We start from the raw sequence: 25,196 nt of genomic DNA on the forward strand, positions 1-25,196 counted from the left end.
CCCTTCTTCAATCCAGAAGCGGCAGTCCGGAAATGACCGCAATCAGGATGACCGAATAGGCCGCGAGGCGGTAGATCCGTTCCAGTTTCGGGTCGAACAATGCTTTGCCGATAAGCGTAGTGATCAGATAAGGTACACACAGCAGCAGGACAATCCATAGGATCGACAAATCTGCGGCCCCGCTGATGAGGATGTTGAAAACGATGACAACGTCGAGCAATGCCAGAAAAATGATGGTGTTGGCACGAATCTTGCGCACATCTGTGGAACTGGCCAGATAGAACACGATGACAACCGGGCCGGTCAGCCCGGTCATGCCGCCGACAACGCCTGCGCTACCGCCGATGGCGAGACGTCCGGGCAGTCCCAGTTTACCCTCCCACCGCCAGCCAGTAACCACGGCCAGCAGGGTCAGACCGGTAATGCCGCAAACAACCCAGCGCAGCGCAACCGAGTCCACCTGCACCATGATCCACAGCCCCAGCGGCACGGTTATCGTTGCGGCAAAGCCCAGAGTGCTGATTTCGACCTTGTCACAATCCCGCCACGCCTGCGGAGCCAAGGCAAAGGTTGATGCAATACCGGTGGCGGCCATCAGAAAGACCACTTCTGCAATAGGCAGGAACTGGGTCGCCACCGGCACAAAGATCATCGCGGTGCCAAAACCTGTGAAGCCGCGGACAAGTCCCGCGGCTCCGATGGTAAGGATCAGCCAAGTGAGGCCCGGCAGGGCCAAGGCCTGTTGTAGAGCCTCAGGCATCAATATTGGCAAACTGGTTGCCCGCCGTATTCGACGGTTTGGACCAGTCGCGCTTGACCCCCAGCCACAGCAGGATGGTTGAGGCCACGAAGACCGACGAATAGGTCCCGACAACGACACCCCAGATCATCGCGAAGACAAATCCGCGGATGACGTCCCCACCCAGCAGATAAAGCGAGATCAGCGCCAGTAAAGTTGTGACCGAGGTCATCACCGTTCGGCTCAGGGTTTCGTTGATCGATACGTTCAGAACCTCTTTCAGGTCCTTCTTTTTGTATTTCCGCAGATTCTCGCGCACCCGGTCGAAGACGACAACCGTGTCGTTCAGCGAATAGCCGACGATGGTCAGCAGCGCCGCGATGATCGCCAGATCGAAGCGGATTTGCAGTTCCGAGAAGATGCCGATGGTCAGGATCACATCGTGCACCAATGCGGCAACTGCCCCCAGTGCAAACTGCCATTCAAAGCGCAGCCAAATGTAGACAAGAACGGCGCCGATGGCCAAGACAACCGCGATAACAGCAGTCTGGATCAGCTCGCCCGACACTTTTGGGCCAACGGATTCGACGCTTTCAAAGGGCAGTTTTAGTCCGGGGTCTGCGGCAGCCAGCGCTTCGCCGACCTGGGTGATCACATCTGCGGTGACCGCTTCGGCGTCTTCCTGAGCCTGAATACGGATCATCGCGACATTTTCATCGGGACCGAAGCTTGGATCAAAAATCTCGGTGATGGTGACGTCACCCAGTTGCAGCGGAGACAAAGCATCGCGGTATACACCCACGTCGATTGCATGATTGCTTTGGGTCCGGATCGTGGTTCCACCGCGGAAATCGATGCCGAAGTTCAGCCCCTGCAGCAGAAATGAGGTGAACGCAATCACCATCATCAGGCCGGAGATTCCAAGCCAGATTTTCCAACGACTGAAGAAGTCGAACGAGGTGTTCTGCGGTACGAGTTTCAGTCTCATGTCAAACCTCGATCGTTTTCGGTCGGCGGCGTTCGAACCACATGACAACCATCAGGCGCGTCACGAAGATCGCGGTGAAGACCGATGTCAGGATACCCAGGCCCAGAGTGATCGCGAACCCGCGCACAGGACCACTGCCCATGGCAAACAGGATAACGGCGGTGATGAAGGTGGTTATGTTGGCGTCCAGAATGGCCGACAACGCCTTTTCATAGCCCAGATCGATGGCGCGGGCGGGACCTCTGGCGGATTTCAGTTCTTCGCGGATGCGCTCAAAGATCAGCACGTTGGCATCCACTGCCATACCGACCGTCAGAACGATCCCCGCAATCCCCGGCAGAGTCAGGGTTGCGCCGATCAGGGACAGCAAGCCGAACAACAGGCCCACGTTGATGATCAGCGCGATATTGGCGAAGACACCGAACAGGCCATAGCTGAGCGCCATGAATACCAGCACCGCGATAAAGGCCACGATTGTGGCAACTTTACCTGCGTCGATACTGTCCTGCCCCAGTTCGGGGCCGATGGTGCGTTCTTCCAGGAATTCTAGCCCTGCAGGCAAAGCACCGGCACGCAGCAGGACGGCCAGATTGGTGCTTTCCTCAACGGTGAAGTTACCGGTGATGATGCCCGACCCGCCCGGGATATGGCTTTGGATCACGGGGGCCGAGATCACTTCGTCATCCAGCACGATGGCAAAGGGTGCGCCGATGTTGTCACGGGTATAATCCCCGAACTTGCGCGCACCGGATGTGTTGAACCGGAAGTTGACCGCAGGGCGGCCGTTCTGATCGAAGGACGGCTGGGCGTCGACCAGTTCCTCTCCTGTCACGACCGGAGCGGATTCGATGTTGTAATAAACTTCGTTTTCGTCAATCGACGGCACGATTTTTTCACCGACGCCTGCGACGGCATCCGGATCGGTTCCGCGCCCGACAACCGGATTAAACGTCAACTGTGCTGTTGTTCCGATGATTTCCTTAAGTTCGCCCGCACTGCCGATACCCGGCACCTGAATCAGGATTCGATCCGTCCCCTGGCGCTGGATTGTGGGCTCTCGCGTACCGACTTCGTCGATCCGGCGGCGGATGATTTCCAGCGCCTGACGCACCGTGCGATCATCCGAGGCCAGTTTTTCTGCCTCGGACAGTTGAACAACAATCGTGTCGCCATCCGCACGGGCTTCGATATCTGTGGCACCTACACCTGTCAGTGTCTGCACCTGCCGGGCCAGACCGCGAACAACCTCCAACGCCTGTGGCATTCCTTCGGGCTGGCTGATGCGCACGCGAATCTCATCCGCGGCCGAGTCCTGACGGCGGATGGTTCCCACCGTGGCACGTTCATCGCGCAGCGCGTCGCGGATTTCCGGCCACATCGCCTCCATCCGGGATTCGTAGACGTCCTGCACCTGAACTTCAGCCAGCAGATGCGCACCGCCGCGCAGGTCGAGGCCAAGATTGACCAGGGATGACGGCAGCCAGTTCGGCCATTGCGCGGCTTCAGCCTGTATCTGCGGCGTGTCATTGCCCAGCTCGATCGCAGCCTTGGCGTCGTTGGATTGCTCGACCCGCGTGTAAAACGCGTTTGGCAGGGCCATGAGCAGACCGGTCACGCAGACCAGCCAGATCAGAACCCGCTTCCAGGTATCAAATTGCAGCATTACCCTGCCTTTTCAAGGAATTGTCGCGCGAAGTTACTTCGCCGGCTCGGTCTTGTTAAGAACCTGGGCGATGGTCGATTTGACCACGCGAATCTTGACGCCCTCGGCGATTTCGACCTCGATCTCGTTATCGCCTTCCTTGACCTTCGATACCTTGCCGATCACGCCGCCTTGCGTGATCACCTGATCACCCCGACGCACGGCATCAACCATGGCCTGATGTTCCTTCATCTTCTTTTGCTGCGGACGGATCAGCAGGAAATACATGATCGCGAAGATCAGGATCAGCGGGAGAAACTGGGCGATTGCGCCACCATCCATGGGACATTCCTTTGTTCTAGTCTTGCGGCACAGTTCCGCAAATTTGGGCGGAACCTATGCTTTGAAATGTCGGTTTGCAAGCAAAGGCGGTCATGTAACCCACTTGAATACAGGCATGTCCCGGCAACTACGGGCAAAGCGTTGCAGATATGTCCTAGGAACATAACCGAAACCGGGTATAGTTTATCTGAAGGGGGACACATGACACGGCCACTCAAGCCTTTCCTTTCGTTGCTTTATTTACTGACTGCCCTGTCGGTGAGCGTGTGGCTGTCTGGTGCGGCCTTGTCGCAGGAAGCACCCGCTGAATCGCCCCTGTCCGAGACTTCGGAATCGGACACGTTCATGGCCCCGGTCATCGTGGACGGGGACGTTCTGTTTCAGGTGCGAGGATCAAGCGCTCTGCCTGCTCCGGAGCGCGCCGAGGACGTACAGAACAAGATCATTGCGGTTGCGGAAGCGTCGGAAGCACCTTTGGTCGAGATCACATATGAAGAGACCGAATTTGGCATCTGGATTCTGGCCGATGGCCAAAGAATCTCGATCGTTACTAAAGCTGACTCTGAACTGGATCAGATGGAACTAAGTGTTCTGAGCGTTTTGCATGGCAATGCGATCAAACAATCCATTGAGGCGTATCGAGCCAACCGAACCGATCAGGCGCGCGTTTCCGGTGCTATCGAAGCGGCTGCCTGGACGTTGGGATTTGCCCTGTTTGTTGTCACAATCCTGTGGCTGCACCGTCGGATCAGGCGTCGCACATTGAAGCTGGTAAAACGCTACTTAAAGGATGTCGAAACGGCGACAGCCAAAAGCGTTCAGGCCGAAGCAATCGCGGCCCTTATCCGCTATGGTCTGAACTTCGTGCTGCTGATCATCTTCTTTCTCGGTTTCTACTATTACCTGTCCTTTGTTCTTTTGGCTTTTGCGGAAACCAGATATTTCGCACAGCTTCTGCTAACCTATCTGACCGAGCCGGTGCTGCTTATCTTCCGGGGCATCCTCAGCTATATCCCCAATCTGATTATGCTGGGCCTGATCACATGGGTCACGCTGTATATCATCAAAGGTCTGCGCGTGTTCTTTGATGCGGTCGAAGCCGGTTCGTTCGAAATGGGTGATTTCGAAAAACACTGGGTCAACCCGACGTTCAACATTGCCCGTGTCGTCGTTATTCTGATCGCGCTGGTTTTTGCGGTTCCCTATATTCCGGGCTCAGACTCGGCCGCGTTCCAGGGGTTAACCCTTCTGGTCGGCGCCATGCTGTCTTTGGGCGCGAATTCAGTCGTGTCCAACATGCTGGCCGGGCTGTTTGTGATTTACCGCAGGTCTACCTCAATCGGCGACCGTATCCAAATCGGAGACCATATCGGCGATGTCGTTCAGATCAAACTGATGGAGACCCATCTTAAGTCGATCAAGAACGAACTGATTTCAATCCCCAATGCACAGTTGATGAATTCAGATGTCGTGAACTTTTCGAAGAAAACTGATGGTAACGGGCTGTTGCTGCACACGACCGTTGGCATCGGCTACGAAGAACCCCCTGAAAAGGTTGAGGCGATGCTGATTGAGGCCGCCAACCGCACCAAAGGTATCAAGGCCAATCCTGAACCTTTTGTGCTGTGGACGGCGTTGGCCGACTACGCGATCAACTATCAGATCAACGGCTATACCACCCGCGGCAGCATCATTCCCAAAATCCGTTCGGACCTGCATCGAAACATTGTTGCGGTATTTAACGAAAACAATGTGCAGATCATGACGCCTTCTTATGTGGCTGACCCGCCTGAGCCTAAAATACCGGCCGGGGCATGGGAGGGCCATCTGGCGCATGAAACCCACGAAGACGCTGATAAGACGTAACCGGTGCTACACCCTGCCCCGCAGATGGTGCATAAGCGGGTTCAGTGATTCACGCATTCAAGGATCTGAGACATGCACGACATCCGCGCCATTCGCGAAAACCCTGCCGCTTTCGACGCCGCCTTAGCGCGCCGTGGGGACGCGCCGGTGTCGTCAGATCTGCTGAGGCTGGACGAAAGCCGGCGTGCCAAGATTCTGGCTGCCGAAACCGCACAGGCCGAACAAAACAAGGCCAGCAAGGAAGTCGGTGCAGCCAAAGGGCGCGGCGACGAGGCTGAATTCGAACGCCTGCGCGCGCTGGTCGCCGAGAAAAAGGCCGAAGTCGCCCGGATGCAGACCGAGGCCAAGGATCTGGATGCCTTGCTAACCGATCAACTGGCCCGCATCGCCAACCTGCCCGCCGATGACGTACCGCAAGGCGCGGACGAAAACGACAATGTCGAAGCCAACCGCTGGGGCACCCCGCGCGATTTCAGCTTTGCACCGAAAGAGCACTACGACATTCCCGCCGTCGCAGCCGCAATGGATTTCGAAACCGCCGCTAAAACCAGCGGCAGCCGGTTTGTGAACCTGTCCAAGGGGGTTGCCCGGCTCCACCGTGCGCTGGCCCAGTTCATGTTGGACACACATATCGACAAGAACGGGCTGACAGAAATGCAGACACCGGTTCTGGTTCGGGATGAGGCGATGTATGGCACTGATAAACTGCCTAAATTCGGTGACGACAGCTATCAGACGACCAATGGCTGGTGGCTGATCCCGACCTCCGAGGTCACGCTGACCTATTCAGTGGCCGGTGACATTCTTGAAGAGTCTGCCCTGCCCATCCGTATGACCGCCCATACCGTCTGTTTCAGGTCCGAGGCAGGAAGCGCGGGCAAGGACACTGCAGGAATGCTGCGCCAGCACCAGTTCGAAAAGGTCGAGATGGTCTCGATCACCCATCCCGACGCGTCAGATGACGAACAAAAGCGCATGTTGCGCTGCGCCGAGGATCTGCTGGAACAGCTGGGTATCCCCTATCGCACTGTTGTTTTGTGCACCGGTGATATGGGCTTTGGCGCGCGCCGCACCTATGACATCGAAGCGTGGCTGCCCGGACAGGACACCTATCGCGAGATCAGCTCGGTCTCGACCACAGGTGCGTTTCAGGCGCGTCGGATGAATGCCCGTTTCCGGCCTGAAAGTGGTGGCAAACCCGAATTTGTTCATACTCTGAACGGTTCCGGTCTGGCTGTCGGGCGTTGTCTGATCGCAGTTCTGGAGAATGGGCAGAATGAAGACGGCACTGTTTCGCTGCCCGAGGTACTTGGCCCCTATCTGGGCGGCAAGCTGACCCTGCAACTTGACGGTACTTTGGCCTGACACACAAAACCGGCACCGTCAGGCACCGGTTAGGACATCAACTGAAGGCGAAGAGGTTTTACTTCTTCGCTTTTTTCTTGTCCTTCTTCTTTCCGCCTATCTTGCCGTCTTTCTTTTTTCCGTCCTTTTTTGACTTTTTGTCCTTTTTGGACTTGGCTTTCACCTTGTCTTTGGCCTTGGAAAAGGCGGCTTCCATCTCTTTGCGCTTCTTCGCGGCTTTTTCGGCCTTAGCCTTGGCTTTGGCCTTTTTCTTTTCAGCAGCCTCGGCTTTTTCGGCGGCTGCTTTTTCTTCTGCCGCCTTGCGTGCGGCTTCCTCGACCCGTTTCTCGGCTGCGGCTGCGGCGATTGTTTTGCGGGGTGCGGCTTTGCGTGCGGTCGGTCTGCGCGTCGCGGGCGTCCGGGCCGCAGTTCGGCGTGTTGCCGGTTTCGCAGCAGGCGGTTTTGCAGCAACGGCATCTTTGGCAGATGCAATCAAAACCAGCGCGCGCGCCTCACCGATCCGAGGGACCTTGACCAAATCAGCAGGAGTGGCCTTGGCTATCGCCTCGGCCGTCTTGAAGCCATTGGCAACAAGGGCCTGGCCAAGTGCCTCTCCTACACCTTTTATGTCGGTCACTGCGGTCATTATAGGTCCTCTCTCTGTCTCGTTACCGACTCGTATATACAAAAGATACACGAGCCCGCAAGCTGTGTGGTGGTCGCCTCTGTTCTGCCAGCTTAGTTATGAGCAAGACCAGCGGTTCGGTTGTCTCTCGGAAAGGGTACGAGGCGCTTGGCATTTTCGTCCCATAGCTTCAGGTTCAATGCTGCCACGGCCTCGGGAAATTTGATCCGGCGGGGGGTATATTCCGGCGGCAGGTTATAGTGGCAGGCACGCAGGCGATATGATGGGATACGCGCGTTGAAATGGTGGATGTCATGCAACGTGATGCAAGCCACAGCCATATCGAACCACCATCCGAAATCCAGCGCGGATGACCCCTCAAGCGCTGCTGTCTGAGGGTTCAAATCGGGGCGGCGATCCCAATAGGTGTCTTCGAAATTGTGCTGAAGATAAACGAGGAAGACGCCCAGCATTCCACCCAAAAAGGAAAACACCAGCCAGACCCAAATGCCCGTCATACCCGCGATCAGATACAACAATCCAAGAAAAACAACGATCGACAGGTTGTGCAACACCACACCTTTGGCGCCAAAACGCGCCGTATTCTTGGGCCAGCGGTATCGGATGAAATAGGTGAACAACGCGCCGGCCGGAACCAGGATGAACGGATTGCGATACAGCCGGTAAAACAAACGTGTTTTCCAATCAGCTGCATTCCACTCTCGCAGGGTCATCGTGTGAATTTCACCTGTCTCGCGGTGCTCAAGATTTCCGATGCCCGCATGGTGCAAATTGTGGTTCTGTTTCATCACCTCGAACGGGGCGAAAGTGAAGGGAGACAGGCCATGCCCTGCCCATTCGTTTTGCATACGTGTCTCGAACAGAGAGTGGTGCCCGCAATCATGTTGCAGCACATAAAGCCGTACTGCGGCAAAGGCGAACACGATCCCGGCGGGTATCATGATGTACCATCGATCAACAAATGTGATCGCAACGGTCAGCGACGCGAAATACACCGCAAATGTGCCAAAATAACTTGCCGCGGCCAATCTGTTGTCCTGCACCGCGTAATGTCTTGTATATTCCCTCAAATCCATCCAGCCGTCTCCTTACGATGGCCGTTCAGTTTTCTGTTCAAATCTAGGTGCGGCTAGTCCGCGTGCAAGCAGTGCGTGCCCAAACAAATGCACACGCATGAATGCTAGCGTGGTGAACAGAAACTGTCACGCCCCCGTGAGGTAAGATGCTGAAAATTGGCGCAGTTACGCGCGGCCTTTGAGATGCTTGGCCAAGGCGCCCGCATTCTTCTTGCGCCTCCCCTTATATGGGTTCTTGTCACCCTGCCCGCGCAGCGTCAGACGGATTGGGGTGCCAGGCATGTCAAAGTCCTGACGCAGCCCGTTGACCAGATAGCGGGTATAGCTTTCGGGCATCTTATCGGGATGAGAACACATCACAACAAAACCCGGCGGCCGCGTTTTCGCCTGGGTCATATAGCGCAGCTTGATGCGGCGGCCCTGCGGGGCCGGCGGCGGGTGTTGTTCCAGCATGGCAGTCAGCCACCGGTTCAACGCCGCGGTTGGCACACGGCGGTTCCAGACATCATGGGCGCGCAGGATGGCGGCGCGCAATCTCTCAAGCCCGCGGCCCGTTTTCGCCGAGACGGTAACCAGAGGGGCACCGCGCAGCTGCGGCAGCAAGCGATCAAAGGCTTCTTTCAGCTCCCGCAGCTTTTCCTGCTTGTTTTCCTCGACGTCCCACTTGTTTACAGCAACAACAACAGCCCGGCCTTCACGTTCGGCCAAGTCGGCAATTCTCAGGTCCTGTTGTTCAAACGGAATGGCCGCGTCCAGCAGTACGACGACAACCTCGGCGAACTTCACCGCGCGCAGACCGTCTGACACCGAAAGCTTTTCAAGCTTTTCCTGTACCTTTGCTTTCTTGCGCATTCCCGCCGTGTCAAAGATCCGCATCGGAGTGCTTTCTCCGTCCGGGTCGGCCCAATCGATCCGCAGGCTGATAGCGTCACGGGTAATCCCGGCCTCGGGCCCCGTCAACAGGCGGTCTTCGCCGATGATCTTGTTGATCAGCGTGGACTTGCCCGCATTCGGACGGCCGACCACGGCCACCTGCAACGGCTTGGCAGCGGTGATCAGGGGCATTTCGCCCTCACCGTCTTCATCCAGCTCAATATCTGTTTCCGGGGCTTCTTCGACCTGTTTTTCCTCGGCTGCATCCGCCAATGGCATCAGCTGAGCATAAAGGTCGGTCATCCCCTCGCCATGTTCACCCGACATGCGCACCGGTTCACCCAAACCCAGATTGTATGCCTCGAGCACCCCGGCATCCGCTGCGCTGCCTTCAGCCTTGTTGGCCGCAAGGATCACGTGCTTGGACCGCTTGCGCAGGATTTCTGCAAACATCTCATCCGTGGGCGTCAGCCCGACCCGCGCGTCGATCATGAACAGGCAGACATCGGCCATGTCCACGGCGCGCTCGGTCAGGCGGCGCATCCGGCCCTGCAAACTGTCATCTGTCGCGTCTTCAAGCCCGGCCGTGTCGATTACGGTAAAGCGCAGATCGCCCAGACGCCCTTCGCCCTCGCGCAAGTCACGCGTCACACCAGGCTGGTCGTCGACCAGGGCCAGACGTTTGCCCACGAGGCGGTTGAACAATGTGGATTTGCCCACATTCGGGCGCCCCACGATGGCGAGGGTCAGCGACATGATACTCTACTTTCAAGACTCAAGTTGCGCCCTTTAACGCATCTTGCCGTCAACGGAAAGCGTGTAGATCACCTTTGGTCGAAACAACATACAGCGTCTGCCCGGCCACAACGGGGGATGCTGTCGCGCCTCCGGGAACTTCAGCCTGATGTACCAGTGTTCCGTCAACTGGATTGAAGAACCGCAGATACCCGTCGTTGGATGCAACGACAATACGACCCCCGGCCAGAATTGGGCCGTAGTGCGCGAAGATCGGTCCCCGGCGGCCACGCTTGTCCTTGACAAAGCCCGGCAGGTCCTGCGCCCATATGACAGACCCGTCCGCCGCGTTCAGACGCACCAGCTGGCTGCGATCACTGATCAGGAAAATGCTGTTGCCCGCAGGCCAGACAGTATCGACCGCACCTTCATCCGCCGTCCACTGGCGCTCACCGGAAGCGGCATCAAATGCGACGGTCCGACCCGAGTGATTGCCGATGTAGATACTGTTGCCAACAACCATCGGACCGCCGGTCACATCGACGATTTGTGCCGCAGCGCGCCCGCGACGCCCCCCCGCCACAGACGCGTTCCATCGACGGATACCGCCGCGGCGGAACGTGGCGGCTACGTCGCCCGAGCCAAAGGCAAATACGGCCAGATCAGACGCTATTGCAGGCGCAGGCGCACCCAGAACATTCCCGACGCTTGGTGTGCCTTCGAATTGCCAGGCTATGCGTCCGTCCTTGGTGTTTACGGCCCAGCCGGTTTCGTCTCCGGCCACAACGTATAACAGCCCGTCGTTCACCAACGGTGCGCCGCTGCCAGTCGCTTCCAAGCGTTTTTGCCAGCGCACAGAACCCGATTTGGCGTCCAGCGCAGTCAGCCGACCGAACCCTGACGACACATAAAGGACGCCGTCGGCATAAGCCAAGCCACCACCTGTTGCATCCGAGTCGCCATCACTTGGCGGGATCAGGTCGGTCTCCCATGCCAACTGCCCCTGCGGTGTGACCGCTGAAACGGTCGCCCCCGAATCCAGTGTAAAAATCAATCCTCCCGCAACCACCGGCTCGGCGGTAATGCGCTGCTTGCGCGAATCACCCTGCCCGATCGAAACAGACCAGATCCGCTGTGGCGTCGCGCGCAAGGCGGCATGCGTGGTCCGGTACGCGGGCGTTCCCGGACTTTGGGACCAGCTGGCGTTGACCTGTTGCCCCGGCAGGCTGATCGGTTGCGAGCCGCGCTTTTCGACCGTTTCAAGATCTGAAACAGGGCGAATATCCTCGCGTTCACCCGGCAGAATGGCTTCGGGCGGTTCACAGGCCGCCAATGCGGTCAGGGCCAGCGCCGCAAAAGGCATTCCCGTGCGGGAAAAAAATCTTTTTACCATGATACTCCGAACTCGCCTGTCGTTAAGTCTTTTGTCCCGCCTGGTCAGCCTTGCTGCGCCACCAATGGTTCAGGTTCCCCACCCAAAGCAATAATCATTTGCGCGGCGCGCTGTTGCAGGTCGATACCCACCTCGGCATCCTGCCGCAGCGCCTGCAACCGGTCCAGCGCAGCATCGACATTGCCGTCGGCCACGTCAATCAGGGCCAACTGTTCTTCCGCCAGCAGCCGCAGAGGAGCTCCGGGGGATGCCAACGCCTCGAACTGTTGCCGTCGATCGGCGGCAGGCAAGGTGTCACCCTGCAAAAGCAGCGATTTGAAGCTTGCTATCGCGCGGTAAATCTCGGGCAGGTCGCCCTGAACGGCCACCGCGTTCAGGCTGTTGACCGCGTCCTCCCGGGATCCGGATTCGACCTGTGACGCGGACAGCAACATATCCAGCACTGCTTTCCCGCCCGGTGACATCGCCTCTGCCTGCGCAAGACCAGCAGCCCTTGCAGCCGGGTCATTTTCGGACAACGCAGCAAGAATGGTGTCACCCAATTGCTGAGCTTGCGCCGTGTCCCGCGCCTTGCGGTATTCATTGAAAGCGGCACCGCCTACGATCAACACGACGGCGACGACACCCACCCAGCCCCAGCGGCGCAGCAACAGATAGATCCGGTCGCGGCGCACCTCTTCGGTGACCTCATCAATGAAACTGTCAATATCGCTCATCCAAGCCCCCGGGCTGTCTATCTTGTATAAGTGCGCCATGTCATACCCCGGCACCAACGCCAAGCCAAGGGTCCGATTTTGCACATTTTGACCGCTTTGCTTCCCTCTTGCGAAAAAATGCAAACCGAACTATTCAGTTCAGTATGGAAAAGATGCCGAACAGACCCCATTTCATGGCGTGACAGCCCAAGTATTAATGGCGCAGATTCTTAGGAGAAACACTGTATGCGTTTGATTTCATTCATCAACGCCCTTCTCGTGATTGTTGCACTGTATTTTCTGGTGTTTGAACGTGACACCTTGTTCGCCTTTGCCGGACGCGGTGATGCCGTGGAAGCAACACAAGACGAAGCAGCGGAAACCGATAACTCCGATATCTCTGCAGTGGGTGTTGTCGCCCTGCGCTCGCAAGCGCGTGAAATTGACAGCGCCGTGCTGCTGCGCGGTCAGACCAAGGCAAACCGGCAGGTCGAAGTACTTTCGGAAACCACGTCCACCGTTATCTCTGAACCTAAACGTAAAGGTGCGTTTGTTGAGGCGGGCGATATATTATGCGAGCTTGATCCCGGCACGCGCCCGGCACAACTGGCCGAAGCCATGGCGGGCAAACTGGAAGCCCAGAGCCGCATACCCGAAGCCGAAGCACGCCTGACAGAGGCACATGCGCTTGTTGCCGAGGCCGAGATCAATCTGACAGCCTCGCGCAAACTGGCTGAAACCGGCTATGCGTCGGAAACCCGTCGCATCTCCAGCGAAGCGGTGATGAGCTCAGCGGAAGCCGGTGTGAAAACAGCCGAAGCCGGACTGGAAGCCACGCGTGCAGGCATCGAAGCAGCCGCGGCAGCAGTCGAGGCCGCACAGCGAGAGGTTGGCCGCCTGACCATCAAAGCCCCCTTCAAGGGCTTGCTGGAAAGCGACACTGCAGAACTGGGAAGCCTGATGCAGCCTGGATCACTTTGCGCGACTGTCATTCAACTGGACCCGATCAAGCTGGTCGGCTTCGTACCCGAGACCGAAGTCAATCGGGTGCTTGTTGGGTCCGAAGCATCGGCAACACTTGTGACCGGTCGGCAACTGGGCGGTCGGGTCACGTTCCTGAGCCGGTCCGCGGACGAGACAACACGTACATTCGAGGTGGAAATCACCGTTCCGAACCCCGACTTGACCATTCGCGACGGTCAGACGGCGACAATCAGCATCGCCGCCGAGGGCGCGAAAGCCCACCTGCTGCCGCAATCGGCGCTGACTCTTAGCAACGAAGGGCAATTGGGTGTGCGCACAGTTGGCGCAGGCAACGTTGTTGACTTCATGCCAGTCCGCATCCTGCGCGACACCGCCGAAGGTGTCTGGATCGACGGTCTTCCGGAAACGGTTGATATCATCGTGGTCGGGCAGGAATTCGTGATCCGCGGTGTTACCGTTGCACCAACTTATCGGGAAGCCTCGCAATGACGGGTATCGTCGCATGGGCCGCAGGCAGGGCCCGAATGGTAATGGCGTTCATCGCCATTTCACTGGTCGTAGGCGGCTTTGCCTATGTCTCGCTTCCGAAAGAGGGTGAACCGGATATCGAAATCCCTGCCCTTTTCGTTTCGGTGCAGTTTCCCGGGATTTCAGCGGAAGATTCGGAAAACCTTCTGGTCAAGCCAATGGAGACCGAACTGGCGGATCTCGACGGGCTCAAGGAAATGTCTTCGACTGCGGCCGAAGGCTATGCCGGGGTCGCGCTGGAGTTTGAATTCGGCTGGGACAAGACCTCGATCATGGCGGACGTGCGCGATGCCATGAACACGGCCCAGGCTGATTTCCCTGAAGGTGCGGAACAATACTCGCTGACGGAAATCAACTTTTCCGAATTCCCGATCGTCATCGTCAACCTGACCGGAGCTGTTCCGGAACGCACAATGGCCCGTGTCGCCAAGGATTTGCAGGACGAGCTTGAGGCGCTGGATTCCGTTCTCGAAGCGGGTATCGCGGGCAATCGTGACGAGTTGCTTGAGGTCATCATCGACCCCCTGCGGCTTGAGGCGTACAACGTGACCGCGGCCGAGTTGATCAATGTCGTGCGAAACAACAACCAGTTGATCGCAGCGGGCGAAGTCGAAACCGCACAGGGTACATTCTCGGTCAAGATCCCATCGTCATTCAAAACGGCGCAGGATGTCTATGCCTTGCCGGTCAAGGTCAATGGCGACCGGGTTGTAACGCTGGGTGAGCTTGCACAGATCAACTACACTTTTGAAGATCGCGAAGGTACCGCCCGTTTCAACGGCGACGCGACCGTCGCGCTGCAGGTTGTCAAACGCAAGGGATATAACCTGATCGACACCGTAACGCAGGTGAAGGAAACCATTGCTGAGGCCAAGACAAAATGGCCGCCCGAGCTTCAGGCGGCGGTCGAGCTTGGGACGTCAAACGACCAGAGCCGCATTGTCGGTTCAATGGTCAGCCAGCTTGAAGGCTCGGTTCTGACTGCAATCGCCCTGGTGATGATCGTGGTTCTGGCATCTTTGGGTACGAGGGCCGCGCTTTTGGTCGGTTTTGCGATCCCGACCTCGTTCCTTCTGTGTTTCGCGTTTCTTGCGGTCATGGGCATCAGTATCTCGAACATCGTTATGTTCGGCCTCATCCTGGCCGTGGGGATGCTGGTCGACGGTGCCATCGTGGTGGTGGAATACGCAGACAAACGCATCAAGGAAGGTGTCGGCCCGATGCATGCCTATGTCGAGGCGGCCCAACGTATGTTCTGGCCCATCGTATCCTCGACCGCGACGACGCTATGTGCCTTTCTGCCCATGCTGTTCTGGCCCGGTATACCGGGCGAATTCATGGGGATGCTGCCGGTCACGCTGATCTTTGTTCTGTCGGCTTCGCTGATTGTGGCGCTGATCTACCTGCCGGTCATGGGAGGCGTTTCGGGGCGTCTGAGCCGTGTTTTCGACCGGTCTTCGAACTGGCTCCGGGCGCGTACCCGGTGGTGGGTTCGGGCAGTGATGGTACCCCCGTCGCTCTACATGATTTTCCTGGGTGCGATGCAAGTTCTGAACCCTGACTATCTGCTGCCCGGAGGAGTGGTCGCTGGTGCCCTGCTGTTCCTGTTCGGGGCCTTTGCCGGGTCTGTAACGCTGAGCGCAGCCAAGTTCGAGCGGGCGGAAGAAAACCACGTTCACACGGCGGACGAACACACACCTTTCGGACATGTGATCGGGTTCCTTGTCGGCAACCCGATCATGCCGATCGTGTCGCTGGCGGCAGTTTTCTCTGCCGTGTATTTCGTGACCTTCGTCTGGTTCCCGCAGGAATCCCGAGGTGTCGAATTCTTCGTTGAAAGCGAACCGGAACAGGCAACTGCTTACGTCCGTGCCCGTGGCAACCTGTCACTGGCCGAAAAAGACGAGATGGTGCTGCAGGCTGAACAGATCATTGGATCTCATCCGGCAGTAATCAACGTCTTTTCCTTTGCAGGCGAAGGCGGTCTGAACCAGAATACCGGCGGCGCGCAGGCACCGGCCGATACGGTGGGGCGCGTCCAGTTCGAAATTATCCCATGGGAAGATCGCCCGAACGTTTCAGAATCCGCTTTGTGGGGATTGTTTGAACGCCACTTTGTAGCTCCTGAATTTGATGGCGATTACGTAATCGACGATCTTAACGACAAACTTGCGACAATACCCGGTATCGTTGTTGAAATTCTGGCATTGGAACAGGGCCCAGCCTCGGCCAAGCCCGTTCACCTGCGCATCAAGGGGGATGGTTGGGACGAGCTTACATCGGCCACCGTCACCGCGCGCCAGGTCTTTGACGAAACGCCGGGGCTGATCAAAACCGAAGACACCCTGCCCTTGCCGGGCATCGACTGGCAGATCGACGTCGACGTGGCCAAGGCCGGCCGGTTCGGTGCTGATGTGGCCACCGTCGGTGCCATGGTGCAGTTGGTAACACGCGGCATCCTGCTGGGTGAGATGCGCCCCGACAGCACGGATGAAGAGATCGAGATCCGTGTCCGATTGCCGGAACAGGATCGCGTGCTGTCGACATTGGACACGCTCAAGGTCCGCACTCCGGACGGGTTGGTTCCGCTGTCGAACTTCGTGACCCGGGAACCCGTGGCGAAACTGGCCCAGATCAACCGTGTCGACCAGCAACGTTATTATGACGTCAAGGCGGATGTCGAACCGGGGCTGAGCAAGGTTGTGACCAAAGGGCCGGACGGGAAAGAAGAACGTCTGGCCGTAATGCGTGAAGTGACCGACGGTTATACTCCTACCGGCACCGTGCTAGACGGCGACGGTGGAAAGTCCTACGAACTGGTTCAACTGACCGGTGCAGAGAGTATTGATCAACTGCGTAGCGTGATTGACGCAGGAGACGCGCAGTTCGCCCTGATCAACCCGAATGAGCGGATCGCAGTTCTGACCGAATGGTTGGAAACCAGCCCCTTTGCCAACTCGATCAGCTGGCAATGGACCGGTGATCAGGAAGAGCAGGAAGAATCCGGCGCATTTCTGGTGAACGCCTTCATGGGCGCATTGGGGCTGATGTTCGTGATCCTGCTGGCCCAGTTCAACTCGTTCTACAATTCGGTGCTGGTGCTGTTGGCGGTTGTTCTTTCGACCACCGGGGTTCTGATCGGCATGATCGTAATGGAGCAACCCTTCTCGATCATCATGACGGGCACCGGTATCGTTGCGCTGGCAGGAATTGTGGTGAACAACAACATTGTTCTGATCGATACCTATCAGGAATACAGTGCCTATATGCCGAGGATCGATGCAATCGTCCGCACTGCGGAATCCCGCATCCGCCCGGTTCTGCTGACTACGTTGACCACGATGGCAGGTCTTACCCCGATGATGTTTGGGCTTTCGCTGGACTTTATCAACGGCGGCTATTCCATCGACAGTCCCACCGCCCTGTGGTGGAAACAGCTGGCCACAGCGGTTGTCTTTGGTCTTGGCATCGCCACTGTTCTTACACTGATCGTGACGCCGTCGCTTCTGGCACTGCGTGTCTGGGTGACAACTTACGCTGTCTGGCTCAGCCGCGGGCTTGCCCGTGTGACTGCGGGGCGGTCCAGTCAGATCGCGCAGGACATGGCTATTGGCCGCTCGGCCCGCAAGCTCCAGGCGACCGAGATTGTGTGGGATGAGCCGTCACTATCCGAGACCCGGCCGCGAGACGAGCCTATAGATCACATTCCTGGATCGCCGCTAAAAGCCGCAGAATAAGAATGAAAGGACCGGGATTTCCGGTCCTTTTCGTTTTCTGTCGTCACAGTCGGGACCAGGTCTGGTGCGCGCAAATCGAATGTTCACAGCCTTTGACCATGAGCTTGTCACCCTGCAACGTCATCTGTGGAACAGCGTCAACGTCGATCAGGGGAACCCAGAACTCACCCCCGCCGTATTTTCCACCGCCTTCGCTGGACACGTCCCAGAACAGCTTTTTCCCGATATTCGGCGTTTGAACTTCTTTGCCCGATGAATCAAAAGCCGAAAGTATCGTGCCGCAGAACTTGTCCGCGCAGGCGGATATCTGGATATGCGAGATCAGGTTCTTTCGATCAGGCTCGGTCTTCCAAACGCCCTCGATCGGGTCAGCTGCGACCATAGCCGGAAGAAGAACCGCAACAGCGACAGGTACTATTCGTCTTGCTAATCCATTGATCATGGCGTTCCCCTTCATGCACGGCGCATCCTAGCACATTCCGCAGGGCAAGATGAGCCCCTCAGGCGGCCTCACTGTCCGACTGCTGGCGGTTCCACAGTTGAGCATATCGCCCAGACCGTGCCAACAGCTCGTCATGTGTGCCCTGTTCGATGATCTCACCGGCCTCAAGAACAACAATCCGATCAGCCTCGGCAATGGTGCTGAGGCGATGGGCAATCGTGATCACGGTGCGCCCTTCCCCTGCGCGCGCCAGCGCATCCTTGATGTCCTGTTCCGTGTCGGTATCCAGGGCCGAGGTCGCCTCGTCCAGCAACAGGATCGGAGGGTTCTTCAGCAATGTCCGCGCTATGCCAACCCGTTGTTTTTCGCCGCCGGACAGTTTCAGACCGCGCTCACCCACCATGGTGTCGTACCCGTCGGGTAGCGAAGTGATAAAGTCATGAATCTGGGCGGCGCGGGCTGCGGCCTCGACATCCTCAGGGGTGGCATCGTCGCGCCCATACGCAATGTTGTAGCGAATGGTGTCGTTAAACAGCACCGTATCCTGTGGCACAACGCCGATCGCTGCATGCAGGCTGGTCTGGGTCACGTCCCGAACGTCCTGCCCGTCGATCTTCAGCGCGCCTTTGGTCACGTCGTAAAACCGGAACAACAGCCGCCCGATGGTCGACTTGCCAGACCCAGTCGCCCCGACGATTGCGACCGTCTGTCCGGCCGGAACCATCAAGGAAACACCCTTGAGGATTTCCCTTTCAGGGTCATACCCAAAATGCACATCTTCAAGTGTGACCTCACCACCATTGACCGCAAGATCGAGTGCATCGGGCTGATCGGTGACTTCGGCGGGTTGTTCGAGCAGATCAAACATCTGCCCCATATCAACCAGCGATTGCCGGATCTCGCGATAGACCGTCCCCAGAAAGTTCAGCGGTACGGTGATCTGGATCATGTAGGCGTTGACCATGACAAAATCGCCCACGGTCAGGTTTCCATTCTGAACGCCAATTGCGGCCAGAACCATGACTCCGATCAGGCCGCAGGTGATCAGGAAGGATTGGCCGAAGTTCAAAAACGCCAGCGAATAGGCGGTTTTCAGCGCCGCCCCGGCATAGGCTTTCATCGACACGTCGTAACGTGCAGCTTCGCGGGCTTCCGCGTTGAAATACTTGACGGTTTCGAAGTTCAGCAAACTGTCAATGGCGCGCTGATTGGCTTCGGTGTCCTGATCGTTCATCTCACGCCGCAGCTTTACCCGCCATTCGGTCACCGCGAAGGTGAACCAGATGTAAAGGCCGATGGTGACGGCGACGACCACCAGATACCAGACGTCGAACAACCACATCAGGATGATCGCTACCAACAACAGCTCAAGGATCAGCGGCCCGATCGAGAACAGCAGGAAGCGCAGCAGGAATTCAACGCCTTTGACGCCCCTCTCGATGATACGGCTCAACCCGCCGGTGCGGCGCGAGACGTGATAGCGCATGGAAAGGTTATGGATATGTCTGAACGTCTCCAGCGCCAGCGCCCGCAAGGCCCGCTGTCCAACAGGGGCAAAGGCGGCGTCCCTCAATTGCTGGAACCCAACTGTCATCATGCGCGCCACGCCGTAGGCAACCGTCACGCCCACTGCGCCCAGCGCCAGCGGCGGCACGCCTTCACCTGCCAACGAGTCAACGGCGCCTTTGTAAAGGATCGGGGTATAGACGGCGATCAGTTTGGCCATTACCAGCATCGCCATTGCGATAACCACGCGGCGCTTTACCCAAACCTCGTCCTGCGGCCAGAGGTAGGGCGCGACCTTGCGGATTGTGCGCCAGCCTGAACTGCGCTCGCCGCTCTGCACCCCGTCACTCGAGGCCATCGGAGATGTTCGTCTCATCACGTACCTTGTCTGCGGTCAGAGAAAGGCTCTGGCCCGCAAAGGGCCAGCGCGTTGATTATTCCGGTATCGTAAAGATTTGCCCCGGATAGATCAGATCCGGGTCGCGGATCAAGTCGCGGTTGGCTTCGAACAGGCGCACATACAGGATGCCATCGCCAAAGCGGTCACGCGAGATCGCCCACAGCGTGTCGCCCCGCTGCACAGTGACCGACCGAATTGCCGGGGCATTGTCCTGCGCGGCTGTTCCGTCACCGCCACCTGATGCTGCTTCCAAAACTTCCACAGGTTCGCGTTTGAACGGGGTTTCGACCCGGCTGAGGACCTTCCCGTCCGTGTTCACCGCGTCAACACGCAACGTGTAAACACCGGGGTCGATACCGTCCAGATCACTCCGCCAGGATCCATCCTGTTCCGGAGCAAGGTCGGCAACCAGACGATTGTCCAGATACACCCTGATGGCCGCCCCGTCCTGTACTCGCCCGGTCAACTGGACGTCACCGGTTTCGGAATACCCGATTGTATCCAGCGCGACCTGTTCCGGCGGGGTATCCCGAACCACGGGCGGTTGCACGAGTTCAACGCCTTCTTCGCCCGACCGCAGTACCGCGATCTGCTGACCCGTTTCAGATGTCTCTGCCGACTGGTCGGCAACCTGCGCTTCGCTGGCTTCTGGCGCGGTCGCCACAGGGTCTGATGTTTCGGTTTCAGCTGGGGTTTCGGTCTCTGGATCGACAACCGCCGAGGCTATCTGTTCTTCAGCTTCGGTTGTTTCGCCCTGATCGGCAGCATCAGTTTGCTGCGCAACCGGCTCTTCCTCGACCGGCTTCGGCAGAGCGGCGATCAGATAGTCGTCAGACCGGGTTGTTTGCCCGCCGCTTTTGCTGCGCAGGATTAGCCCCTGCGCGGCATCGCTGAAGGGGATCGAGACGAACTCGGCGAACTGCCCGCTGCTGTCCACCGTGAATGTGTGCACGGTTTCACCGTTCAACAGAACCTCAATCTGACTGCCCGGTTCGGCGTCACCTGACAAAAGCGCCGTTCCGTCTGCTTCAACAAAAATCTGATCCAAAACCGGGGGGGCCGTGGGTGCCTGTACATTCTCTTCCGATTGGGCCGTTGTGGTATCTGTGTCTGAAACAACATCTGTTGCCGCAGCCGTGTCTTCGGCGGGATCAGCGGTTGGTACCTCATCCGGTGTCACGGCGGCCTGCTCAGCTGGTTCTGTTGTGGTAGTTTCCGCAGGCGCTTCGGCCGCTTGTTCCTGCGGTTGCGTAGCTGCAACAGACACGGGTTCCTGCGGTGCACCCGCCTCAGGCTCTGGCGCTTTGGTGAAAGCGCCGGACAGATACAAACCCCCAACACCCAGCACGGCAACCAGACCCGCAATCACACCCCAGACAAAATTGCCCGAGCTTCCGTTTCCCGATTTGGCGTCCATTGTTTTCCTTTCACCCCGCCGTACAAAAGCTTTGTCTTCAAAAGCCTTCCAGCGGACAGTTGAGCCAATCTATCAATCCCGCTATCAGGGGTCAAAACCTCTGACACAACCCCGGAGCGTCTCTTTCATGTCTCAGAAATCCGTCTGTGTGTATTGCGGGTCACGCAATGGGGCCGAGAAAGCTTATTCTGAAACCGCACGACAGTTTGGCAGCCTGCTTGCGCAGGAAGGCTGGCGGCTGGTTTACGGTGCCGGAGATGTCGGGCTGATGGGCGAAGTCGCCCGGGCCGCGCAACAAGCCGGTGGCGAGACCTTTGGTGTCATTCCGGTGCATCTGGTCAAACGAGAGGTCGGCAAGACCGACCTGACCCATTTCGTGATCACCGAAACCATGCACGAGCGGAAAAAGGTCATGATCATGAATGCTGACGCCGTCGTTGTTCTGCCCGGCGGGCCGGGATCACTGGACGAGCTTTTTGAAGCGCTGACCTGGCGGCAGCTGGGCCTGCACGACAAACCCATCGTCATCGTCAATGTGAACGGCTATTGGGATGCGTTGAAAACCCTGTTGCATCAGGTGATCGGGCAAGGCTTTGCAGATCGATCACTGGGTGACTTTGTCATTTGGGCTGAAGATGCAGAAACAGCAATGACGGCCCTGCGCGATAAGCTGCGGTAAACCCGGCAGGTCGCGAAAGTGTCTGACCGAACGCAGCTGTGCATCGTTGCCGCACATATGCGGGCAAGACATTGGGCTGGTCGATTTGGTGAAGCCTCAGGTCTTTAGGCAGACAGTTCGATAACCGTGATCTCGGGGGTTACACCAAATCGAACCGGAAGGATGGAACATCCAATGCCGCCGGACACAACCAGATCACGCCCGCCTTCGCGCACATGCCCATAGGCATATCTGTTGCCGTATTTGGAGGGCACGATCGGCGACCAGCCAAACAGACGAATCTGACCGCCATGCGTATGACCGGATAGCGTCAAAGCCACCCTGTCGGGCACTTGAGGGAAGATGTCGGGCTCATGCGCCATCATCACAACCGGGGCATCATCGGTGATTTGCGCCAGTGTCCCCGACAGATCATCCAGCCCCTGCGGTTTACCGTTGCGCCAGATCGCAAGCTGGTCTTCAAGACCCGCCAACCAGAAACCAAGAGCTTCTAGCTTGATGGCGGTATTCGACAAAACCGTAATTCCGCTCTGCTCCAGCGCATCGACATATTGGTTGGGGCCAGCACCACGGCGCTGCGCCTGCCGGTCATCCCACCAGTCGTGATTGCCAAGTACAGCAAAGACACCGTTCTTGGCCTCAAGGTTGGCAAGAACCGGTGCCAGATCTTTCATTTCGACAGGACGCAAAACGCCTTTGTGGCTTGCGAAGAAATCACCCAGCAGCAGGATCATATCCGGCGCAAGCGCATTCGTACGCCGTACCACCTGTTTTATTCGGTCCAGCCCGACCAAAGGTTCGCCCAGATGCAAATCTGCCAGTACGGCAATCCTGAGCGGCGGCGCAGTCCAATCCTCCCGCCGGACGCGCCATTTTCGCACGCGCAGCCGCAGGGCGGGTTCGATGAAAAACCCGTAGACTGATGTGATTAGGCCTGCCAGCGTCACCGCCAGCAGGCCCTTGATAAACCGGCGTCGGTTCAATGACTTACATCCGCGACGCGACGTTCTCCCAGTTCACCAGATTGTCGAGGAAGTTCGACAGATAAGCCGGACGTTTGTTGCGGAAGTCGATGTAGTATGAGTGTTCCCAAACGTCACAACCCAGCAGCGCAGTCTGACCAAAGCACAGCGGATTCACGCCGTTTTCGGTCTTTGTCACGGCCAGCGAACCATCCGCGTTCTTGACCAGCCACGCCCAGCCCGAGCCGAACTGACCGGCACCAGCGGCGCTGAACTGCGATTTGAATTCGTCGACCGAACCAAAGCTTTCGGTCAGAGCTTTCTCAAGCTCACCGGGCATGGCGTTGTCGCCGGGGCCCATCATTTCCCAGAACTGGTTGTGGTTCCACAGCTGGCTGATGTTGTTGAAGATACCGTTCTGCGCGACGGCATTTGCGTCGTAGGTGCCAACGATGATCTCTTCCAGCGACTTGCCGTCCCATTCGGTGCCGGCGATCAGTTTATTGCCATTGTCGACATAGGCTTTGTGGTGCAGATCGTGGTGATATTCCAGTGTTTCCGCGGACATACCCTTGGCTGCCAGCGCGTCATGTGCATAAGGAAGATCAGGAAGTTCAAAAGCCATGTCGGCCCCCTGTATAAATTTGAGTTGCGGTTCCCAAGGTTAAATGCTTTGGCAGCCGCCGCAGGTCAAGGGCCGAGACAAGAAAACCCGGAGGCAGGCGATGCTGACACAGGCGCGCAAGATGTTCTACCGCGCCCGCGGTTACTATGCGGGCAACCTGAACGGTGAGCCGTTTCGTCTGGACCCTTATCACTCAAAGTTCTGGCGCAAAGCCTCCACAGGCCAGTGGGAGCCTGAAACCTTTGCTGTTCTCGACCGGTATCTTTCGCCTGAAAGCGATTACCTGGATATCGGCGCATGGATCGGACCGACCGTTTTATACGGCGCGCGCAAGGCTCGCCATGTCTGGTGTTTTGAGCCAGATCCTTCGGCCTATCGATTTCTGGCGTGGAATCTGGACCTGAACCAGATCAGGAATGTCTCAGCCTTCGGGGTCGCTTTGTCTGACAAGTTCGGCGTGGCCCGCATGGCGTCGGTCTGGGGTGAGCCCGGGGATTCGACCACATCCCTGCTGCACAATGAAGCCCATGGGAATGACGCGCTGACGATTACATGGGAGCAGTTCCAGTCGACCTGTGACCTGTCGAAGGTTTCACTGGTCAAAATGGACATTGAAGGGGCGGAGTTTTTTGTACTTCCCACGCTAATACCCTGGCTCAAACAGCATCGTCCCCCATTGCTGCTGTCAACACATGCGCCACTACTGAATGAGGAAGACCGAGCCGACAGAATGAAGCATCTGGCCGACCTATTGTCGTTTTACGATACATGCCAGCGGGAAGGTGCTGCGTCAGATCACTCGATGACGGATGAGGGTGCCTTGACCCGCTTCCAGACCTATCTTTTCACGTCCTAGTACGATCAGAAACAGCTGTCTGCGGATTGGGAAGAACGCGCGAAACGCTCCCCCCTTCCGCGATCCGAATATCAGTATAGCGTGTGGGTATTGACCGCTTTGCAGCGTCCGACACCGCTTGGCCGGTTAGTTACATTCGCCTGCGGAAAACGCGCAATCATCTCGAACTCATTCGTTTGCGGGTTCATCATTGCGGTGTAGGACACACGCACTTGACCGCCCGAGTTCGCCATGAGGCTGACCCGCCAATTCATCTGGTATTCACCGCGTCGGTTGACCTTGAACTTGGTGTCCTTGGGTTGCTGTTCGTTCCTACCCGCCGATCTGTTGTCTTCGCCGATCACCCAATCATAAGCCCGAGCACGCTTGTTTTCAGCATCAACACTCAGCCAAACCTCGGGCGGGATCCACCCCCGAGCTTCCATACTATGAAGCTCACACATATAGTTCGCAACTTCGGCTTGCGCGGCAGCGGCCAATACAGAAAAACCAATAGCAAGAAATTTTCTTTTCATTTTCAGCACCTTTTTGTCAACTGGATGGTGTGGGTATCTGTTTGCATTTTCCTCGGGCAAAACCATCTCGCGGCAGGTACGCACTGTGTGAGGTTGATCGTGTGGTCGCCTTCAAAGTTCGGCGGTCCAGAAACACTGTGAACTCGTGATTGAGTAGATCGATCGCGTCAATACGCGACTCGTTCGACGCGTAGCTTCTGCCAGTC

General features: G+C 57.5%; 21 protein-coding genes. 6 read left to right on the forward strand and 15 right to left on the reverse strand.

Features of this window, described 5'->3' with window-relative positions:
• Window positions 1–7 precede the first annotated feature (7 nt).
• The 4 genes from ACR0D9_RS06795 to yajC are packed head-to-tail and all read right to left on the reverse strand — an operon-like array spanning window position 8 to window position 3,711.
• A complete protein-coding gene (locus tag ACR0D9_RS06795) occupies window positions 8–760 on the reverse strand; it encodes a sulfite exporter TauE/SafE family protein (RefSeq protein WP_480480336.1) in 753 nt (250 codons plus the stop codon).
• The gene (gene secF, locus ACR0D9_RS06800; RefSeq protein WP_480485245.1) at window positions 753–1,727 is read right to left on the reverse strand and encodes a protein translocase subunit SecF; all 975 of its coding nucleotides are present in this window, start codon (window positions 1,725–1,727) and stop codon (window positions 753–755) included. The genes ACR0D9_RS06795 and secF overlap by 8 nt, the downstream gene beginning before the upstream one ends.
• 1 nt (window position 1,728) lies before the next feature.
• Complete coding sequence (gene secD, locus ACR0D9_RS06805; RefSeq protein ID WP_480485244.1) at window positions 1,729–3,390, reverse strand: protein translocase subunit SecD; 1,662 nt, start codon at window positions 3,388–3,390, stop codon at window positions 1,729–1,731.
• A 33-nt stretch (window positions 3,391–3,423) separates the two neighbouring features.
• Window positions 3,424–3,711, reverse strand: coding sequence for a preprotein translocase subunit YajC (gene yajC / locus ACR0D9_RS06810; protein WP_209503494.1), 288 nt, complete (start codon window positions 3,709–3,711; stop codon window positions 3,424–3,426).
• Window positions 3,712–3,912: 201 nt separating this feature from the next.
• On the opposite strand from yajC, the gene ACR0D9_RS06815 reads away from it, so the two are divergent.
• Together ACR0D9_RS06815 and serS are read left to right on the forward strand one after the other, a co-directional pair.
• Window positions 3,913–5,577: a mechanosensitive ion channel family protein gene (locus ACR0D9_RS06815; protein WP_480485242.1), complete on the forward strand. Its 1,665-nt coding sequence runs from the start codon at window positions 3,913–3,915 to the stop codon at window positions 5,575–5,577.
• Between the two features lie 72 nt (window positions 5,578–5,649).
• A complete protein-coding gene (gene serS, locus ACR0D9_RS06820) occupies window positions 5,650–6,942 on the forward strand; it encodes a serine--tRNA ligase (RefSeq protein WP_480480328.1) in 1,293 nt (430 codons plus the stop codon).
• 58 nt (window positions 6,943–7,000) lie between these two features.
• Here serS and ACR0D9_RS06825 read toward each other — a convergent pair whose 3' ends face one another.
• From ACR0D9_RS06825 to ACR0D9_RS06845, 5 genes are all read right to left on the reverse strand, one after another.
• Entirely contained in the window at window positions 7,001–7,567 is a 567-nt protein-coding gene (locus tag ACR0D9_RS06825) for a helix-hairpin-helix domain-containing protein (RefSeq protein ID WP_480480326.1), read from the reverse strand.
• Between the two features lie 92 nt (window positions 7,568–7,659).
• A complete protein-coding gene (locus ACR0D9_RS06830; RefSeq protein WP_480480324.1) occupies window positions 7,660–8,643 on the reverse strand; it encodes a fatty acid desaturase in 984 nt (327 codons plus the stop codon).
• Window positions 8,644–8,808: 165 nt separating this feature from the next.
• Window positions 8,809–10,272 carry a ribosome biogenesis GTPase Der gene (der, locus tag ACR0D9_RS06835; RefSeq protein ID WP_480480322.1) on the reverse strand — a complete coding sequence of 488 codons (1,464 nt, stop codon included), beginning with the start codon at window positions 10,270–10,272 and terminating at the stop codon, window positions 8,809–8,811.
• Between the two features lie 49 nt (window positions 10,273–10,321).
• Complete coding sequence (locus ACR0D9_RS06840; RefSeq protein WP_480485240.1) at window positions 10,322–11,644, reverse strand: PQQ-like beta-propeller repeat protein; 1,323 nt, start codon at window positions 11,642–11,644, stop codon at window positions 10,322–10,324.
• Between the two features lie 44 nt (window positions 11,645–11,688).
• Window positions 11,689–12,360, reverse strand: a complete 672-nt coding sequence (locus ACR0D9_RS06845) for a hypothetical protein (protein WP_480480318.1) — start codon at window positions 12,358–12,360, stop codon at window positions 11,689–11,691.
• A 225-nt stretch (window positions 12,361–12,585) separates the two neighbouring features.
• Here ACR0D9_RS06845 and ACR0D9_RS06850 point away from each other — a divergent pair, with 225 nt between their 5' ends.
• Entirely contained in the window at window positions 12,586–13,812 is a 1,227-nt protein-coding gene (locus ACR0D9_RS06850) for an efflux RND transporter periplasmic adaptor subunit (protein WP_480480316.1), read from the forward strand.
• Window positions 13,809–17,588, forward strand: coding sequence for an efflux RND transporter permease subunit (locus tag ACR0D9_RS06855; RefSeq protein WP_480538147.1), 3,780 nt, complete (start codon window positions 13,809–13,811; stop codon window positions 17,586–17,588). The genes ACR0D9_RS06850 and ACR0D9_RS06855 overlap by 4 nt, the downstream gene beginning before the upstream one ends.
• A 43-nt stretch (window positions 17,589–17,631) precedes the next feature.
• Here ACR0D9_RS06855 and ACR0D9_RS06860 read toward each other — a convergent pair whose 3' ends face one another.
• Genes ACR0D9_RS06860 through ACR0D9_RS06870 form a run of 3 tightly spaced genes read right to left on the reverse strand, consistent with a single transcriptional unit; the run spans window position 17,632 to window position 21,353 of the window.
• Complete coding sequence (locus ACR0D9_RS06860) at window positions 17,632–18,030, reverse strand: DUF2147 domain-containing protein (protein ID WP_480538149.1); 399 nt, start codon at window positions 18,028–18,030, stop codon at window positions 17,632–17,634.
• A gap of 58 nt (window positions 18,031–18,088) precedes the next feature.
• Window positions 18,089–19,912, reverse strand: coding sequence for an ABCB family ABC transporter ATP-binding protein/permease (locus ACR0D9_RS06865; protein WP_480538151.1), 1,824 nt, complete (start codon window positions 19,910–19,912; stop codon window positions 18,089–18,091).
• Between the two features lie 58 nt (window positions 19,913–19,970).
• The gene (locus ACR0D9_RS06870; protein ID WP_480538153.1) at window positions 19,971–21,353 is read right to left on the reverse strand and encodes a LysM peptidoglycan-binding domain-containing protein; all 1,383 of its coding nucleotides are present in this window, start codon (window positions 21,351–21,353) and stop codon (window positions 19,971–19,973) included.
• A gap of 127 nt (window positions 21,354–21,480) precedes the next feature.
• Here ACR0D9_RS06870 and ACR0D9_RS06875 point away from each other — a divergent pair, with 127 nt between their 5' ends.
• Window positions 21,481–22,032 carry an LOG family protein gene (locus ACR0D9_RS06875; protein WP_267366848.1) on the forward strand — a complete coding sequence of 184 codons (552 nt, stop codon included), beginning with the start codon at window positions 21,481–21,483 and terminating at the stop codon, window positions 22,030–22,032.
• 104 nt (window positions 22,033–22,136) lie between these two features.
• On the opposite strand, the gene ACR0D9_RS06880 is transcribed toward ACR0D9_RS06875, so the two are convergent.
• The gene (locus ACR0D9_RS06880; protein WP_480480305.1) at window positions 22,137–23,015 is read right to left on the reverse strand and encodes a metallophosphoesterase; all 879 of its coding nucleotides are present in this window, start codon (window positions 23,013–23,015) and stop codon (window positions 22,137–22,139) included.
• Between the two features lie 4 nt (window positions 23,016–23,019).
• Window positions 23,020–23,619 carry a superoxide dismutase gene (locus tag ACR0D9_RS06885; RefSeq protein ID WP_170704218.1) on the reverse strand — a complete coding sequence of 200 codons (600 nt, stop codon included), beginning with the start codon at window positions 23,617–23,619 and terminating at the stop codon, window positions 23,020–23,022.
• 100 nt (window positions 23,620–23,719) lie between these two features.
• Between ACR0D9_RS06885 and ACR0D9_RS06890 the strand changes: the two genes are divergently transcribed.
• A complete protein-coding gene (locus ACR0D9_RS06890) occupies window positions 23,720–24,475 on the forward strand; it encodes an FkbM family methyltransferase (RefSeq protein ID WP_480538155.1) in 756 nt (251 codons plus the stop codon).
• A 71-nt stretch (window positions 24,476–24,546) separates the two neighbouring features.
• On the opposite strand, the gene ACR0D9_RS06895 is transcribed toward ACR0D9_RS06890, so the two are convergent.
• A complete protein-coding gene (locus ACR0D9_RS06895) occupies window positions 24,547–25,050 on the reverse strand; it encodes a hypothetical protein (RefSeq protein WP_480480301.1) in 504 nt (167 codons plus the stop codon).
• Window positions 25,051–25,196 lie beyond the last annotated feature (146 nt).

This window comes from Ruegeria sp. AK11 (assembly GCF_056541095.1).